The sequence below is a fragment of the Parabacteroides timonensis genome, assembly GCF_900128505.1.
In the GTDB taxonomy this organism is placed as follows: domain Bacteria; phylum Bacteroidota; class Bacteroidia; order Bacteroidales; family Tannerellaceae; genus Parabacteroides; species Parabacteroides timonensis.
This window is the reverse complement of record NZ_LT669941.1, coordinates 36,869-53,828: the sequence shown is the minus strand read 5'-3', so window position 1 is coordinate 53,828 and position 16,960 is coordinate 36,869. Positions and strand designations below refer to the sequence as shown.

The window sequence follows — 16,960 nt, the reverse complement described above, 5'->3', positions numbered from 1 at the left end:
CAACAACATAAAACAACAGAACGAATATGGCACTGATTAACGAACATTTCCTGAAACTACAGAACAGTTACCTGTTTTCCGACATTGCGAAAAAAGTAAACAGTTTCAAGATAACGCACCCTAAAGAAAAAATAATCCGCATGGGAATCGGTGATGTAACACAACCACTGGCACCAGCCGTTATCGAAGCGATGCACAAAGCCGTCGACGACCTGGCAACCCAGGAGAATTTCCACGGCTACGGTCCCGAACAGGGTTATCCTTTCCTGATCGACGCCATCATCAAGAATGATTATGCCAGTCGCGGGATATTTATGGAGCCGGGCGAAGTTTTCGTCAGTGACGGTGCCAAAAGCGATTGCGGAAATATAGGCGATATTCTCCGCCACGATAACAGTATCGGGGTGCTCGATCCGGTCTACCCTGTCTATATAGATTCCAACGTCATGAGCGGACGTACCGGAGTGTTGGAAAACGGAAAATGGAGCGATGTCGTTTATATACCCTGCACGGAAGAAAACGATTTCATTCCCGAACTTCCGAGCCGCCGGGTGGATATCCTCTACCTCTGTTACCCCAATAACCCGACAGGCACAAGCCTGACAAAAGACGAGTTGAAGAAATGGGTAAACTACGCGCTGGCAAATGATGTACTGATCATGTACGATTCAGCCTACGAAGCTTACATACAGAACCCGAATATCCCCCACTCGATCTATGAAATCAAAGGGGCGAAAAAGGTAGCCATCGAATTTCGTAGCTTCTCGAAAACCGCCGGTTTCACCGGAGTACGTTGCGGATATACGGTTGTACCGAAAGAACTGAACGGCTTTACGCTGGGCGGTGAAAAGATACAATTGAACAAGCTATGGAACCGCCGTCAAACGACCAAATTCAACGGGACCAGCTACATCACCCAGCGGGGTGCCGAAGCGGTCTACTCCCCGGAAGGAAAAGAACAAGTGAAGGCTACGATCAACTATTATATGACTAACGCACGTATTATGAAAGAAGGCCTCCAGGGTTGCGGTCTTAAGGTATGGGGTGGTGAAAATGCTCCTTATCTCTGGGTAAAAGCTCCGAAAGGTCTCTCCTCCTGGAAATTCTTTGATAAGTTGCTTTACGAAGTCAATATAGTTGGGACACCGGGCGTAGGATTCGGCCCGAGTGGCGAAGGTTATCTGAGACTCACCGCCTTTGGTGACCGGGACGACACTTTGGAGGCAATGGCCAGGCTGAAGAAGTGGCTCTGAATAATTGAATATTGAGAATTAACAATTGACAATGTAGGAAGCAGGATGGAACAAAAGAGCTAAACAATGTATCAATTTAGGTTATCTCATGAAAAGGATCGTATAGAGAAGCCGGCCGCAGCTTTTCGATTTTATAGAATGTTATACCGCAATGCCAAGCCCCAACTATGGCGGGTAACTCTATACTCCTTTTTATAGGGCAGCAATCCCTCCACATATGTGACTACCGCATCGGGATGAGGCTACCTACCGCATCGGGATGAGGCTACCTACCGCATCGGGATGAGGCTACCTACCGCATCGGGATGAGGCTGATTACCGCACCCGGGTGAGGCACTATAGGATACGGAAAGGAAGGTACCTTCTCCCTTCCCGGAAGATAAATAATAACAAACACTTACTTTAAAATCAAATAGTATGTCAAAGTTAAGATTCAGAGTTGTAGAATCGGCCTTCAAGAAAAGAGCCACCGAAGTAGCCACCCCGGCAGAACGTCCGTCGGAATATTTCGGAAAGAACGTATTCAACCGTGAGAAGATGTTCAAATATCTTCCGGAAAAGGCTTATGCCAGACTAGTCGATTCTATCGATAACGGAACTCCTCTTGACCGGGAAACGGCCGATGCCGTAGCCGCCGGTATGAAAAAATGGGCGATCGAAATGGGAGCAACCCATTATACCCACTGGTTTCATCCTCTGACCGAAGGAACCGCCGAAAAACATGACGCTTTCGTAGAGCACGACGGTAAAGGCGGAATGGTTGAAGAATTTTCAGGAAAACTCCTGATCCAGCAGGAACCGGATGCTTCCAGTTTTCCGAACGGCGGTATCCGAAATACGTTTGAGGCACGCGGCTATTCGGCTTGGGATCCTTCATCCCCTGCTTTTATCGTTGGCGATACCTTGTGTATACCGACCATCTTCATCGCTTATACCGGCGAATCGCTGGACTATAAGGCTCCCTTGCTGAAAGCATTGGAAGCCGTCAATAAAGCTGCCGTCGACGTATGCCACTATTTCAATCCGGATGTAAAGAAAGTATACGCTTATCTGGGATGGGAACAGGAATACTTCCTGGTAGACGAAGGTCTGTACGCCGCCCGTCCCGACCTGTTGCTTAGCGGTCGTACGCTGATGGGCCATGAAAGCAGCAAGAACCAGCAATTGGAAGATCATTATTTCGGTGCCATTCCTACCCGTGTCATGGAGTTTATGAAAGAGTTGGAGATTGAATCCCTCAAATTGGGTATCCCATTGAACCCCCGCCACAACGAAGTAGCTCCCAACCAATTCGAGCTGGCTCCTATCTTTGAAGAATGCAACCTGGCAAACGACCACAACCTGCTCGTCATGGCCTTGATGCGTAAGATCAGCCGCAAGCATGGTTTCCGTGTCCTGTTGCATGAAAAGCCATTCAAAGGAGTGAACGGATCGGGTAAGCACAACAACTGGTCGCTGGGGACCGACACAGGCATCGGCCTGATGGGCCCGGGGAAAACTCCGGAGGACAACCTGCGCTTCATCACTTTCGTTGTAAATGTTTTGATGGCCGTTTACCGTCATAACGGATTACTGAAAGCAAGTATCTCCAGCGCAACCAACGCCCATCGCCTGGGAGCCAACGAAGCACCTCCCGCAATTATCTCCAGCTTCCTCGGGACCCAGTTATCACAGGTTTTAGACCATCTGGAAAAGAGTGAACCGGAGGATCTCATGCTAGCCGGCAAACAGGGAATGAAACTGGATATCGCCCGTATCCCCGAATTACTGATCGATAACACCGACCGTAACCGTACCTCTCCTTTCGCTTTCACCGGAAACCGTTTCGAATTTCGCGCCGTAGGTTCCGAAGCCAATTGTGCCTCGGCGATGCTGGCTTTGAATGCCGCCGTTGCCGAACAATTGAAGCTGTTCAAAACAGAGGTAGACGGAAAGATCGCAACCGGCAAAGACAAGTATGCCGCCATTCTGGAAGTACTCCGCAAAGACATCAAAGAATGCAAAGCCATCCATTTCGACGGCAACGGTTATAGCGATGAATGGAAAGAAGAGGCCAAACGCCGCGGCCTGGATTGTGAAACCAGTGTACCGGTCATTTTCGACAATTACCTGAAAGAAAGTAGCATCAAGATGTTCGAGTCGACAGGTGTCATGACCCGCAAAGAGCTGGAAGCCCGTAACGAAGTGAAATGGGAAACATACACAAAGAAGATACAGATCGAAGCCCGCGTATTAGGCGACCTGACGATGAACCATATCATCCCTATCGCCACCCGCTATCAGACTTCACTGGTCGACAACGTTTATAAAATGAAAGATCTTTTCCCGGCAGACAAGGCATCCGTCCTTTCCGCCCGCAACCTGGAGATCATCGAAGACATCGCTTGCCGCACCAACTTCATCAAGGAAAAGGTTGACGAAATGGTCGAAGCCCGTAAGGTTGCCAACAAGATCGAGAGCGAACGCGAAAAAGCCATTGCCTACCACGACACCATCGTCCCGATGCTGGAAGAGATCCGCTACCACATCGACAAACTAGAACTGGTTGTAGACGACCAGATGTGGACATTACCGAAATATCGCGAATTATTATTTATCAGATAGTTTTTTGTTGATTGTTTTGTGTTTACAAGGGAAGCATACTACGAAGTATGGCTTCCCTTCTTTCATATTCCCGGAGAAATACATACCTTTGGAGCATCATTATATAAGAAAGGAGTTTACGTTATGACGGCAATGGAATTACAACAATGGAGAGAAAACTTCATCGAGGAATATCTCAACAAGATAGACAACATTGAAGATATGAAAAAGCTTGTAAAATACACGAAAAGTATTTGGCCCAAGAAAAAAGAGACACCCCGTCCCTGTGTCGTCCATTCACAGGATACAATAAACAAATAGAATATGAACTACGGATTTATAAAAGTAGCAGCAGCCGTCCCCCACGTACAGGTGGCAGACTGTTTTTATAATATAGGGCAGATAGAAAACCTGATGCGCCAGGCATCGGAAAAGGGAGTCCAACTGATCGCTTTCCCCGAATTGTCGGTGACGGCCTATACCTGCTTGGACTTGTTTGCACAGCAAACTTTACTGAAAAATGCAGAACAGGCCCTATTAAAACTCGTGGGTGACACCGCCGACCTGAACCTGCTCACCATCGTAGGTGCCCCGCTCGTAACGGACAACCGATTGATCAATGCCGCTATCGCTTTCCAGAGCGGAAAGATAATAGGCGTAGTTCCCAAAACATATCTGCCGAACTACAAAGAATTTCAGGAACAGCGCTGGTTTACTTTCGCTACCGAGCTATGGGATAAAACCATCTCGATCGGAAACAGCACATACCCGATGAATAGTCACCTATTATTCACCTCCGGACAGGTAAAAGTCGGTATCGAGATATGTGAAGACCTGTGGGTTCCCGTCCCCCCCAGTTCCCTACTGGCGATGGAAGGAGCCAATATCCTGGTAAATATATCCGCCAGTAACGAACTGATCGGTAAACACCATTACCTCCGTTCGCTGATCCGCCAGCAATCTGCCCGTTGTATGGCAGGATATGTCTATACCTCCGCCGGTTTCGGAGAATCCAGTACAGACCTTGTTTTTGCAGGTAACGGCATCATTGCCGAAAACGGAAATCTCCTGGAAGAATCGCCGCGCTTCACCATGCAGGAACAACTCATCATCAGTGAGATCGACATTGAAAACCTGCAAAACGACCGTCGCGTGAACACCAGCTTCATGCACGGAGCCTCCACTTTATTACCGGAGGAAACGATCGTAGTCCCGTTCGCCCTGTCCGAAACTTCCGGAGATCCGGTACTGACGCGCCCGATCGACCCGCATCCTTTCACTCCTTCCGGCGATGCTCTGAAAGAGCGTTGCGAAGAAATCTTCCAGATCCAGGTAGCCGGACTAGCCAAACGCATGGTCCATACCCACTCTAAAACGGCGGTTGTCGGTATTTCGGGTGGACTGGATTCCACATTGGCCCTATTGGTAACCGTGATGGCCTTCGATGCTCTCGGCATCCCCCGGGATCAGATACTCGGTATCACCATGCCCGGCTTCGGAACCACCGACCGCACCTATACCAATGCTTGCGACCTGATCCGCCACCTGGGGGTCACCCTAAAAGAAATTTCGATCAAAGACGCCTGCCTCCAACACTTCAAAGACATCGACCACGATCCGTCTGTCCATGATGTTACTTACGAGAACAGCCAGGCACGCGAACGTACCCAAATCCTGATGGACGTAGCCAACCAGGTGGGCGGTATGGTGATCGGAACCGGCGACCTGTCGGAACTGGCACTGGGTTGGGCGACCTACAACGGCGATCATATGTCGATGTACGGTGTTAACGGAAGCATCCCTAAAACATTGGTCAAATACCTGGTAGAATGGGTTGCACACAACCGGGTGGATGAAGCCTCCCGCGTTACCTTGCTGGATATTGTCGACACCCCTATCAGCCCCGAACTGATCCCGGCAGATGAAAACGGAAATATCAAACAGAAAACGGAAGACCTGGTAGGCCCCTACGAACTACACGATTTCTTCCTGTATCATTTCCTCCGCTTCGGCACCTCACCTGCCAAGATTTACTTCCTGGCCGGGCAGGCTTTCAAAGACAATTACGACAAGGAGACAATCAAAAAATGGCTCTATACGTTCTTCCGCCGTTTCTTCCAGCAACAATTCAAACGAAGTTGCCTGCCCGACGGACCGAAAGTCGGTTCCGTTAGCCTTTCCCCACGTGGCGACTGGCGTATGCCGAGCGATGCAATGGCAACATTATGGCTGAAAGAGATAGAAGGGTTGAAGTAAACAAAATATTGTAATTTGTAAGTATTGTAAGGAGACATGAAAATGTCCTTCTTATTTAAACGCATTTTTATCTCTGTTTTCACAAAGATATATACTTTTATTTTGTCTCCAATGCTTCAGATTCCAAATTCTTTTCTTGTATGATAGCACAGACATAAAAAAGGCCATCGGAATCCCGATAGCCTTTTCATTTATATTGTTGTTCCGTAGGGGCGGTTCGCGAACCGCCACCCCTGACATATTACATACCGAATTCTGGTTTACGGTTAATCCATTGTCCGCGAGTAAAGTCTGGGAAGTCAACCAATGCACCGCCACGAGCGATAGACATTTCTGACAAAGCGGAAATAGCACTCCATGCAGCAGCATCATAACAATCCATTGGAGCCGGACGTTTGTTCTTGATGCGATCGATCAGGTCATACATCATGATAAAGTCCATACCACCGTGACCGGCTTCTTTTGCCTGAGCATCCAACTGAGCCCATAGTTTGTGGTCGTATTTCTTGAACCATTCGTCAGAATTATCCCAACGGTGAGGTTTAGACTGACCTTCCACATATACATGATCGCCATCGTTCATCCACAAACCATCTGTACCCTGAATACGGAATCCCAAAGAATAAGGACGAGGAGAGTTTGTATCGTGAGTCACGATGATCGTCTGTCCGTTCGCACACTTGATCATAGAAGTAACGATGTCACCCAGGTTAAAGCGAACCTTAGCCAACGGATGGTTTTCACCACCATTATCTACGATAAACTTATGCAATCCGCGAGACTGAGTTGCCATAGCAGACATAGCAACGAAGCGGTTACCACGGTTGATATCCATACAATTGGCAACCGGTCCGATACCGTGAGTCGGATACACGTCCCCATTACGATGTACAGAGTGATTCGTACGCCACTGAGCTTCAGCAAAAGCCGTCGGGCCCATACGCAACTCACCACCCTTCTGGTAAGTATAGTTCTTACCATCATTGAATTTTACATCACGCAAGTCATGTTCGTAACCGCAACCACCGTGCAATAATTCACCGAACAAACCTTCGCGAACCATGTTCAATGCCGCCATACAATCACGACGATAGCAAACATTTTCCATGATGTTCAGATGGCTTCCTGTTGCTTCCGATACATTGACCAGGTCCCAGCATTCTTCCAACGTATTGGCGGCAGAAACTTCCACGCCTACGTAAGGAACACCGGCTTTCATAGCAGCTACCGACATCGGTACGTGCCATTCCCACGGGCTTGCAATGATCACGCAATCGAATTCTTCGTTATTCAACATCTTTTCGAATTCGCGTTCGCCACCTTTGTACACTTTCGGAGCTTCAACGTTAAATTTAGCAATGTGTTTCAGCGTACGATCAATAGGTCCCTGCTGGATATCGCAGATGGCAACAATCTTATTGCCGGGGATAGCCAACACGTTATTGATGTGTTCATGACAACGAGAACCGGTTCCGATAAATCCGAAACGAAGTTTGCCATCATCTTTTCCGGCTGTTTTTTTCTTTTGAGGTTCGGGAGAACCTGTCACTGTAGTGGCAGAGGCATTACCAGCCATAGCCAAACCGGCTGCGCCAACTCCGGCAGCAGTCATTTTCTTAAGAAAGGAACGACGAGTGTTTTCCATGTTCTTTATTAGTATTTCTTTGTTAAGTGGGCAAATTTATAACAATTAATCAACTTCTCAAATATGTTTAGACAAAAAGAATCAATCAAATTTATCAATCAATAATTTGTAATCTTTCCAGTCTCTCTTTTCAGCTTCTCGAAGGTCATCATCATCTGACGCAAACGCTTCGGTTCCAGTCCGCCCCCTTTCCCGTTTTCAATAAAAATATAGGGAACACGATCGTTGGTTGCCGCCGTACAATATCCTTGCGTAAAACGCAATCCCTCATTAGCAATCCGGTCCATTCCCGGAGTCTAAATACGGGTAGCACCATAACAACTCAGATCTCCATATCCCAAATCGTCGGCTACAATAATGGCAACATTAGGCTGTTGCCCAATCTGAGCAAAAGCGTTTAATCCGGACAAGGCTCCCATTCCAGTTGCTACACATAGTAGATTTTTCATATTCATGTTTTTCATAAAAATACAGGCGTTGATTGTAACAATCAACGCCTGCAAATATAATGAATCACTCGGATCTCAAAGCATATAGCCTATGGATTTTGTGTTAATGTACCCGGATACGCATTAATATCATTCTGAGGAATGTATTGCACGACACGCGGATGTGTAGCCGGAATATCAGTCATGGCATCGTGTACACCCGGATAGCGGCGCTCCATTGTCCAACCCTGACGGAATACTTCGTAAGCACGGTCGGCCTCATAAGCCATTTCCAACTGACGTTCTTCCGAGATACGTTGAGCAGCATTGTCCGCATTCAATTCAGTATAACCGCCACCGATAATAGCCCGTTCCCTTATTATATTCAGATTTACCAATGCTTCCTGATAATTACCTTTCTTCGCATAAGCTTCCGCCTTTGTCAGGTACAACTCGGCCAGACGTGAGATAATCGGAGAATGCAGATGTGAATGACCTTCCTGCATAGAACATTTATAAATGTAATACAGAGGATACCCGTTATCTTCAATCATACGATAGTCTTTTTCTCCCGTATAAGTAGTACCGTAAAAGTCGATAGTGTAAGAATTATCCTTTTCATCCACCGTCTTCAGTGTATAGGTCTTCTTATCCACGATCGGTTCATTCTTTCCGCCACCCAGGTCTTTTGCACCTATTTGTTCAGAAATCGTTACCTGATACGGTTTGATAAGCGAACCATCGCTATTCTTCAATAGTTCAGCCTGGATATATTTATAACCAGCCTGTTTCTTGCTTCCATCCGTACCGAAGTTCCACATAGGAGCCACAAAACGGAAAACATCTGTCTTATTACCCGCATCGTCTGTCAGGTATTGCGGTTTGATAAAACTCCAACGGGCATCTTCTTTGTATTTAGTCTTACGCAACAGGTCGAGATATTTCGCACTGGCAAAAATCTGTCCGTAACCCAGACCGTCGATTACGGCATACATACCACCTAAACCATCATCATAATCGTCTGCCGTAAATTCAGAATCGACCATCTTGATAGCAAAGATCGTTTCTGTCTGAGACTTATCTTCCGGTGAATATTCATTGTACTTCTTGAAGTTCTCGTGAGACAACAATGCATAGTTACCGCTATTGATCACGGCATCGCAATAATGGATAGCAGAATCGGCATACTGCACATTCGGATTATCATAAGTACCGCTCATATAGATGTAAATTCTAGCCAACATAGCCTGTGCGGCACCTTTGGTTGCATAAGCAGCCGTTTTCTGAATATTCATCAGTTGTTCAGCCTTCTTCAAGTCGTTGATAGCCTGTTCGTACGTTTCCTTTACGGTGGCACGATCCGGCAATTGCAGGTTATCCATATCTTCCGGAGTACCATTGATGATAGGTACACCCAGGTTCGTTTCCGGAGACTGGTAATAAGGACGACCGAAAGCACGGCATAAGTAGAAATACAACATACCTCTCAGATAATAAGCTTCACCTAGCTGCTGGTCGAGTTCCTTACTCTTGCCTTCTTCGATCAGGTCGACAATCGAACTGGACTGAGCAATTACTTTATAGGCATAATTCCAGAAGTAGCCTACCCCATAGTTAGTCGTTGTATGCTGATAAGAGATAAAACGGAAAGAAGCGCCACTGGAAGTAGCCTGTTTCATCATGTTATCCGCTCCGAATTCGCCGGTATAGTGCATCCATTCCGACCAGCTCTTCAATCTTCCGTAACAACCGTTCAGAAGAATATCGACAGCTGCTTCTCCCGATTCGTTAATCTTTTCATCCGTGTACGAATCGTAAGGTAAACGTTCCACATCGCATCCCGTAAATCCCAGGGCTGCTATTAAAGATGATAATATTATGATCTTTTTCATATTCTATTCTGCTTAAAAAGTAACATTTAATCCAAACATATATTTACGTGTCTGCGGATAAACCGTAGAAGCCACACCCGTAACTTTACCGCTCGATGTCGGCGGAATTTCAGGATCGACACCAGAGAAACCAGACAATACGAACAGGTTTTCACCGGAAGCAAACACTCTCAGATTAGAGATGTGCCATTGCGGGATCGACAAGTTATAACCAAGTGTCAGGTTACGCAAACGCAGATAGCTACCGTTTTCAAGGAAACGAGTGGAAGCCTGGTTTGAATTGGTACGGTTCTGATAAAGAGGTTGCGGATGAGTTGCGATATCGCCCGGTTTCTCCCAACGATTCCATCCCTTATGTAGCTTCATCTGGTTCGTATAAGTGTAAGCACCATCAGAGTCGAATTCCAAACGAGAATAGTTATAGATCTTACCACCTACCGAATAACCGAATACAGCAGACAGGTCGAAGTTCTTATAATTCAGATTTGTTGAGAAACCACCGAAGAATTTCGGAGTATAACTATCCTTTGCAATCGGAGTCTTTGCTGCTTCTGCATAAGTAAATGTTTTTACACGTTCACCGTTTTCATCTGTCTTATACCAGGTAGCCTGTCCTGTTTCCGGATCGACACCGGCCCATTCTGCCAGATACCAGGTATCAACATCCAAGCCCGGTTTCAATAATTTCTCGGCAGAACCGGCAATACCGGAACCATCACCTACAATGATCTCTTGTTTGTCACCATATAGTTCGGTTACTTTGTTGCGGTTCAAACCGATATTAGCCTCGATACTCCATTGCAAGTCCTGATTCTTAATCACGTCTACATTGGCAGAAGCTTCAAAACCGTTGTTCTTCACACAACCGACATTACGCCAGATACCTGTTACACCGACAACGGCAGGAAGCGGTACATTATACAGCAATCCGGAAGTATTTTTGTTATAATAATCAAACGTAATATTCACACGGTCAAACAAAGAAATATCCAAACCGACACCAGTCGTATAAGTCTTTTCCCAAGTCAGGTCTTTATTCTTCAACTGAGAAATAATAGCAGAAGGATGTTCGTTGTAACTTGTAGTCAAAGAATACAAAGCGTATTGCGGATATAATTCCGACGGACGGTTACCAACCGAACCATAACTGGCTCTTAACTTCAGGTTATTGATATAATCGAGCGTAAAGAATGATTCACGATGAATATTCCAACCACCACTTATTGAGAAGAAATTACCATACTTCGCATTTTCACCGAAGTTTGATGCACCGTCACGACGGAAAGAGACCTGTGCCAGATAGCGGTTATCATAAGCATAGTTTACATTCAACAGATAAGACTGAACCGCCCAACCGGTCTTCGATCCGGTTATCTCCTTAGGCACAGCAGCAATATCAGAAACGGTAAATTCCGGTGGGATACCACCTGCCAATGCACCATTGGTCGTTCCGTTATATTCATTCCATTCGTAAGCAGCAATACCATTTACCGAATGATCGCCAAATGTTTTGTTAAAACGCAACAATTGGTTGGTGTATAAACGGTTATATGCCGTTGTTGCATCCTTGATACTACCACCATCAGCCAAACCTGAATAAGAACGGGGATCGACATAATCCTTTGTTGCCTTCGTAGAATAACGATAGTTGTTGACAGAAGAGAAAGTCAACCAATCGGTAAACTTAATATCAAAATCGAAACCACCACTTACTTCATAGGCTTCCGACTCCGTGTAATTCCATTGCAGGTCGTACATATAGTTCGAACTGGATGTGTTCACCCAACTCGGAATCGGTGCATGTCCTACCATCGATCCGTCTTCCAGATAAGGACTATCCCACGGCAGGTTGGAATACATAGCACCTACACTATGCTGCTGGTCGTGGATATTTTTACGGGAGCCGCTCAATTGCGGTTTTACCGTCAACCAGTTATTTACTTTATAGTCGACTTTCAAACGAGCGTTGTAACGAGTATAATCATATCCTTTTACAGCACCGTTTTCATCATAAACACCAACAGAGATATAGGTTTTCAGCTTTTCTGTTCCTCCATTGATAGATATGTTATAATCCTGTGCGAAACCCAGTTGTGAAGCATTATCCCACCAGTCGAAGTTACGGTTACGCAAATCTTCCGTATACCAGTCTCCTGTGATACTTCCCTGGTTACCGAAAGATCTGAAGTAGTCGTACAATTCAGCACCATCCATCATTTCAAAGTTACCGGTACTAAGTTGTGTAACCCCCAACTTGGCCGAAACATTCACGGTAGCTTCTCCTGTTTTTGCCTTCTTTGTCGTAACGACAATAACGCCGTTAGCACCCTGAGAACCATAGATGGCCGTTGAAGCCGCATCCTTCAGGATAGACATCGATTCGATATCGGCCGGATTCAGGTCGTAAGCACTACTACCTACGATAACACCGTCGATAACCCACAACGGGTCGGTACTACCATTGACGGTCGACTTACCGCGGATCACAATCTTACCAGCATTACCCGGTTGTCCGGAACCTGCGTTCACATAAACGCCCGGAGCCTTACCCGACAACATATTTTCTACTGCCGGAGTAGTTGCATCGGTCAGCTTCTCGCTATTTACGATCTGCATGGCACCCGTAAGACTTTCTTTCTTCTGAACGCCATAACCTACAACAACCACTTCGTCGAGTGCTTGCGTATCTTCCTTGATCTTAATAGTCATTTTACCCGATTGTGCTTTCACTTCGCTTTTCAGGTAACCGATATACGAAATCTCGAGTACAGCCCCTTCCGGCACTTCCAGTTCGAAGTTTCCGTCAAAGTCCGTACTTGTTCCGTTTAAAGTACCTTTAACGACAACGTTTGCTCCGATAACCGGATCATTCGTCATACCGTCGATAACAGTACCTTGCACTTTCATTGTTTTTTGTTGAGATACCTGTGCAGAAGCAGCGGCAATTTCTTTGCCTTGCTTAGACGCGATCTTGTAAACAATAATTTTGTTATTGTTTACAATGAAATCAGCATGCTGATTTTTAAGGGCGTTTTTCAGGATTTCTTCTACCGACCGGTTCTTCATTTCAACTGATACACGTTCAGTCAGGTCGATGTCGTTATTCCTGATAAGGAAGGAATAGGAAAACTCTTTTTCGATCAGATCGAAAAGTTCTTTTAATGTAGTGGTTTCCATTTGGACAGACACGTAACATGTCTGCAATTCAGAAGCCAACATAGTACCCGGGATCATCGGAGCACTTGCTACAAGGCATGCCGATAGCATCCATTTCCCGGTTCTCTTAAAATAGTTTATTTCCATGTTAGTCAGATTATAAATAGTTCTGTTTTTATTTGTCTCTTATCACTAATTCATTTGCTGTTTGTTTCCAGGTATATTTATGCTCCACGTCTACTTCGCGCAAGACATCATCGAGCGTATAATAACCGGAGAAACTACCGGTAAACACCTCTTTCTTCAACTTATCGCTAACTATATGTATATGAAGATCGTATTTACGTTCCAGGTCTTTTGCAATTTCCGCGAACGTTTTTTCTTCAAAACGGAGAGTCCCGTTTGTCCAGTCGTAAGCATCCCTGCCTTCTATCTCTTTCATTTCTACCCGATCGGTTTCCTTATTATAACGCAACATACGGTTGGGATGCAGTTCCACCTCTCCTTTATGTTCCATCTCGTCATCCAGGCGGACATTTACTTTTCCGGAAACCAGGCTGACATCGATTGTCTGGTCGTCTTTATAGGCTTTTACATTAAATTTAGTACCTAACACCCGTACGCTCAATACATCCGATTTAACCAGAAACGGTTTCAAGGTATCGCGGGCCACTTCAAAATAAGCCTCCCCTTCCAAATATATCTCGCGATCTTTTTTATTGAAGTCTTTACTATAACGAAGAGAGGAGCCGGCATTAACCCAGACAACAGACTGGTCCGGCAGGATCACTTTCGATTGCGATCCCATAGGAGTCACCGTTTCGAAATAGGCCAGTTGCGTATCGTTCAGATCCCTATGACCGAGTTGGTAAGAGCCGATACCTACTGAAATCAGCAACAGACCGACCGCGGCCACTTTCGACCAGGTAGTCCACAGACTACGCTTTTTGGCTTCAGGATGTTCGCTTTGCATCAGGCTACCGAAATGTTTTTCAAAATCAGCTTTCATATTGGAGGCATAAAGGGGCACATGAGCAGTTGCCCACCACTCGGCCATCTCGAAAAGAACTTTCTTATTCTCTTCGTCAGCTTCCAGCCATACCAGCAATTCCTTTTCCTGTTCCTCCGTCAACTCACCGACGAAATAACTGTAAAGTAAATCTTCTATGTGTTCGTTTTTTCTTTGCATATAATTCGCAAGCCCCTTTTATCGGCTTGTCTCTCTTATATACACAGGAAATGCCGGTTGCGTTTAAAAGAAATGCAATTATTTTTGATAGAAATTAAATAAAAGAAGAAAAAGAGGGTATAAATCGCCTAAATGGTCTTTCAGTTTTGCCAATCCGATCTTGATTTGTACACGTACCGTACTCGGACTTATATTGTTTGCCTGAGCAATTTCTTCGTACGATTTATTATGATATAAATATTGCACGAAAATATCCCTGCACTTTTTGGGTAGTTGGTCTATCGCCTTGTAAATCTTTTCTTCGAATTCCTTGTTTTCGAGATAAGCCAGCGGATGAGATTCGGCGGAGATCTGTTGTTCCTGGATAGAAAGCAGATGCTCCTGAACCTCCGAGAGGGGCACCGTCTGGAGATGTTGCTGGCGAAGATGGTTCAAGCAACGGTTCTGTACGGAACGGATCAGGTATGGTTGTATAGGATAGGTCAGTGTGGAACGGTTGTTCCACACATTCAAAAACACATCGTTTACTATTTCGCGGGCCGCTTCCGGATTGAATATATACTTGGTTGCAACCGCACAGAGATATACATAATAGACAGAATACAATATTTCGAATGCTTTTGTATCTCCATTATTCAATCGTGTTATAGTATCTTCTCGTATTTCAGGCATTTATGACTCCTTATACATATTCCGCGCAAAAATAGTGAAAATCCAGAAAGTAAATGTTTCTTTTATGTTACTTTTTAGCCGTTTTCTGATTTCCGGCTTCTGTCCGCTTCTTATTCCTCCAGTAGCTTCCGTCGCGTTTACTACCGAACATATTGCGGCGCTTGGATTCCTGCTTGATGGCTTCTTTTTTATCGGCTACGGCCGCTTTTACTTCCGCCGTTTCAAATTCGTTCCCCCCCGGCAACAGGTATTTGCTTACCGATCAGTTTCTGGATATCCTTCAGGTACGGAACCTCTTCGGCATCACAGAAAGAATAAGCCACTCCGCTACGTCCGGCACGTCCTGTACGGCCAATACGGTGCACATACGTTTCCGGCACATTGGGCAGTTCGTAATTGATCACATGCGAAAGATGATCCACGTCGATACCGCGGGCAGCAATATCCGTTGCGATCAGTACACGGGTCGTATGATCCTTAAAGTTGGTCAATGCACGCTGGCGGGCCGTCTGGCTCTTGTTTCCATGAATGGCCTCCGCTCCGATATTCGCTTTCGCCAGGACACGGGCTACTTTATCCGCTCCATGCTTCGTCCGGGTAAATACCAGTACCGATTCCAACGAAGAATCTTTCAACAAATGAGTAAGCAGACTTACTTTCTCCCCCTTTTCTACAAAATAAACGGACTGGTCGATCTTATCCACCGTCGATGAAGCGGGTGTGACCTCTACCTTCCGGGGCTCTACCAGGATTGTTCCGGCAAGACGCTCTATTTCGGGAGGCATAGTAGCCGAGAAAAACAACGACTGGCGTTTCTTCGGCAATAGGGGCAGGATACGCTTGATATCATGAATAAATCCCATATCCAGCATACGGTCGGCTTCATCCAGAACAAAATAGTCTAATGTTTTCAGACTGATAAATCCCTGGTTGATCAGATCGAGCAAACGTCCGGGCGTTGCAATCAGCACATCCACTCCCTGCTTAAGCACATCCGTCTGGGGCTTCTGTCCCACTCCACCGAATATAACCGTATGTTTCAGCTTGGTATATTTTCCATACGCAGAAAAACTTTCCCCGATCTGGATCGCCAACTCGCGGGTAGGCGTTAGTATCAAGGCTTTGATACCACGCGCAAATCCATTCTGACGTTCATTATACAGATTTTGTAAAATAGGGATTGAAAAAGCTGCCGTCTTACCTGTTCCGGTCTGTGCGCAACCTAATAAATCGTATCCATCTAAAACATTGGGAATCGCTTCTGCTTGTATAGGGGTTGGAATGGTGTATCCTTCTTCTCTGAGAGCCTTACGTATCGGCTCGATCAGTTGTAATTGTTCAAATGTCATCTAATAAAATGCTGAGCCGTCACGGCTCGTTAAATAAATAATTGGACAAAGATACGAAATTAATTGAGAATTGGAAATTAGAGAATTGAAAAACAGTTTTGAATTTGTTATTAGATTTCATTCCGGAAATAATGAGGCAATTTGCCAACGTACCAATTTAGAAAATATTGAACCCAAATGACAGGGTTTGTAGGGGCGGGGTTTGCCCGCCCTTTGCGACAATAATATAACAACCGGTGAAGAAGGGCGGGCAGACCCCGCCCCTACGGTCGAACCTGCCTGTTCCATTATGACGGCGCCTGTAAGGGCGGTTCGCGAACCGCCCCCTACCAACGACACTACATTCAAATTTGACAATAATTGACATGCAAATCTAACAAAAACTGAGTCTTTTATGAGGCTCCGCCTCATGCCACAGGCTCTCTTTTGCCGTTTGCTTCAGCAAACGGATATCTAAATGCTCCGGCTTTGTCGGATTTCTCTGTGGGTTTTAACCCCGTTAATATAGGGAAGAAGCCCCGTTAATAAAGGGGCTTA

The 16,960-nt window shown here is 45.6% G+C and carries 8 protein-coding genes and 2 pseudogenes; 3 read left to right on the top strand and 7 right to left on the bottom strand.

What is annotated here, in order from left to right:
- The first annotated feature begins 26 nt into the window (after window positions 1–26).
- From BQ7394_RS07915 to BQ7394_RS07905, 3 genes are all read left to right on the top strand, one after another.
- Window positions 27–1,253 (top strand): LL-diaminopimelate aminotransferase, encoded by a 1,227-nt coding sequence (locus BQ7394_RS07915; protein ID WP_075556955.1) that lies wholly within the window; start codon window positions 27–29, stop codon window positions 1,251–1,253.
- A 417-nt stretch (window positions 1,254–1,670) separates the two neighbouring features.
- Complete coding sequence (locus BQ7394_RS07910; protein ID WP_075556954.1) at window positions 1,671–3,857, top strand: glutamine synthetase III family protein; 2,187 nt, start codon at window positions 1,671–1,673, stop codon at window positions 3,855–3,857.
- A 303-nt stretch (window positions 3,858–4,160) separates the two neighbouring features.
- Window positions 4,161–6,092 (top strand): NAD(+) synthase, encoded by a 1,932-nt coding sequence (locus BQ7394_RS07905; RefSeq protein ID WP_075556953.1) that lies wholly within the window; start codon window positions 4,161–4,163, stop codon window positions 6,090–6,092.
- A gap of 241 nt (window positions 6,093–6,333) precedes the next feature.
- On the opposite strand, the gene BQ7394_RS07895 is transcribed toward BQ7394_RS07905, so the two are convergent.
- The 7 genes and pseudogenes from BQ7394_RS07895 to BQ7394_RS07865 all read right to left on the bottom strand — a co-directional run bounded on the left by BQ7394_RS07895 (window position 6,334) and on the right by BQ7394_RS07865 (window position 16,423).
- Window positions 6,334–7,737, bottom strand: coding sequence for a Gfo/Idh/MocA family protein (locus BQ7394_RS07895; protein WP_075556951.1), 1,404 nt, complete (start codon window positions 7,735–7,737; stop codon window positions 6,334–6,336).
- 224 nt (window positions 7,738–7,961) lie between these two features.
- Window positions 7,962–8,201: pseudogene (locus BQ7394_RS07890) on the bottom strand (sulfatase-like hydrolase/transferase); the annotation flags it as partial.
- 74 nt (window positions 8,202–8,275) lie between these two features.
- Window positions 8,276–10,057 (bottom strand): RagB/SusD family nutrient uptake outer membrane protein, encoded by a 1,782-nt coding sequence (locus tag BQ7394_RS07885; RefSeq protein WP_075556950.1) that lies wholly within the window; start codon window positions 10,055–10,057, stop codon window positions 8,276–8,278.
- A gap of 12 nt (window positions 10,058–10,069) precedes the next feature.
- Window positions 10,070–13,360, bottom strand: a complete 3,291-nt coding sequence (locus tag BQ7394_RS07880; RefSeq protein ID WP_075556949.1) for a SusC/RagA family TonB-linked outer membrane protein — start codon at window positions 13,358–13,360, stop codon at window positions 10,070–10,072.
- Between the two features lie 28 nt (window positions 13,361–13,388).
- Window positions 13,389–14,402, bottom strand: a complete 1,014-nt coding sequence (locus BQ7394_RS07875; RefSeq protein WP_075556948.1) for a FecR domain-containing protein — start codon at window positions 14,400–14,402, stop codon at window positions 13,389–13,391.
- Window positions 14,403–14,480: 78 nt separating this feature from the next.
- Window positions 14,481–15,074 (bottom strand): RNA polymerase sigma-70 factor, encoded by a 594-nt coding sequence (locus tag BQ7394_RS07870; RefSeq protein WP_075556947.1) that lies wholly within the window; start codon window positions 15,072–15,074, stop codon window positions 14,481–14,483.
- Between the two features lie 67 nt (window positions 15,075–15,141).
- Window positions 15,142–16,423 (bottom strand): annotated as a pseudogene (locus tag BQ7394_RS07865) (DEAD/DEAH box helicase).
- Between the last annotated feature and the right edge of the window lie 537 nt (window positions 16,424–16,960).

Excerpts from the sequence above, each read along its gene's own strand:
- BQ7394_RS07885 (WP_075556950.1), bottom strand. The coding sequence starts at position 10,057 with ATGAAAAAGATCATAATATTATCATCTTTAATAGCAGCCCTGGGATTT.
- BQ7394_RS07910 (WP_075556954.1), top strand. The coding sequence starts at position 1,671 with ATGTCAAAGTTAAGATTCAGAGTTGTAGAATCGGCCTTCAAGAAAAGA.
- BQ7394_RS07905 (WP_075556953.1), top strand. The coding sequence starts at position 4,161 with ATGAACTACGGATTTATAAAAGTAGCAGCAGCCGTCCCCCACGTACAG.
- BQ7394_RS07870 (WP_075556947.1), bottom strand. The coding sequence starts at position 15,074 with ATGCCTGAAATACGAGAAGATACTATAACACGATTGAATAATGGAGAT.
- BQ7394_RS07895 (WP_075556951.1), bottom strand. The coding sequence starts at position 7,737 with ATGGAAAACACTCGTCGTTCCTTTCTTAAGAAAATGACTGCTGCCGGA.
- BQ7394_RS07880 (WP_075556949.1), bottom strand. The coding sequence starts at position 13,360 with ATGGAAATAAACTATTTTAAGAGAACCGGGAAATGGATGCTATCGGCA.
- BQ7394_RS07915 (WP_075556955.1), top strand. The coding sequence starts at position 27 with ATGGCACTGATTAACGAACATTTCCTGAAACTACAGAACAGTTACCTG.
- BQ7394_RS07875 (WP_075556948.1), bottom strand. The coding sequence starts at position 14,402 with ATGCAAAGAAAAAACGAACACATAGAAGATTTACTTTACAGTTATTTC.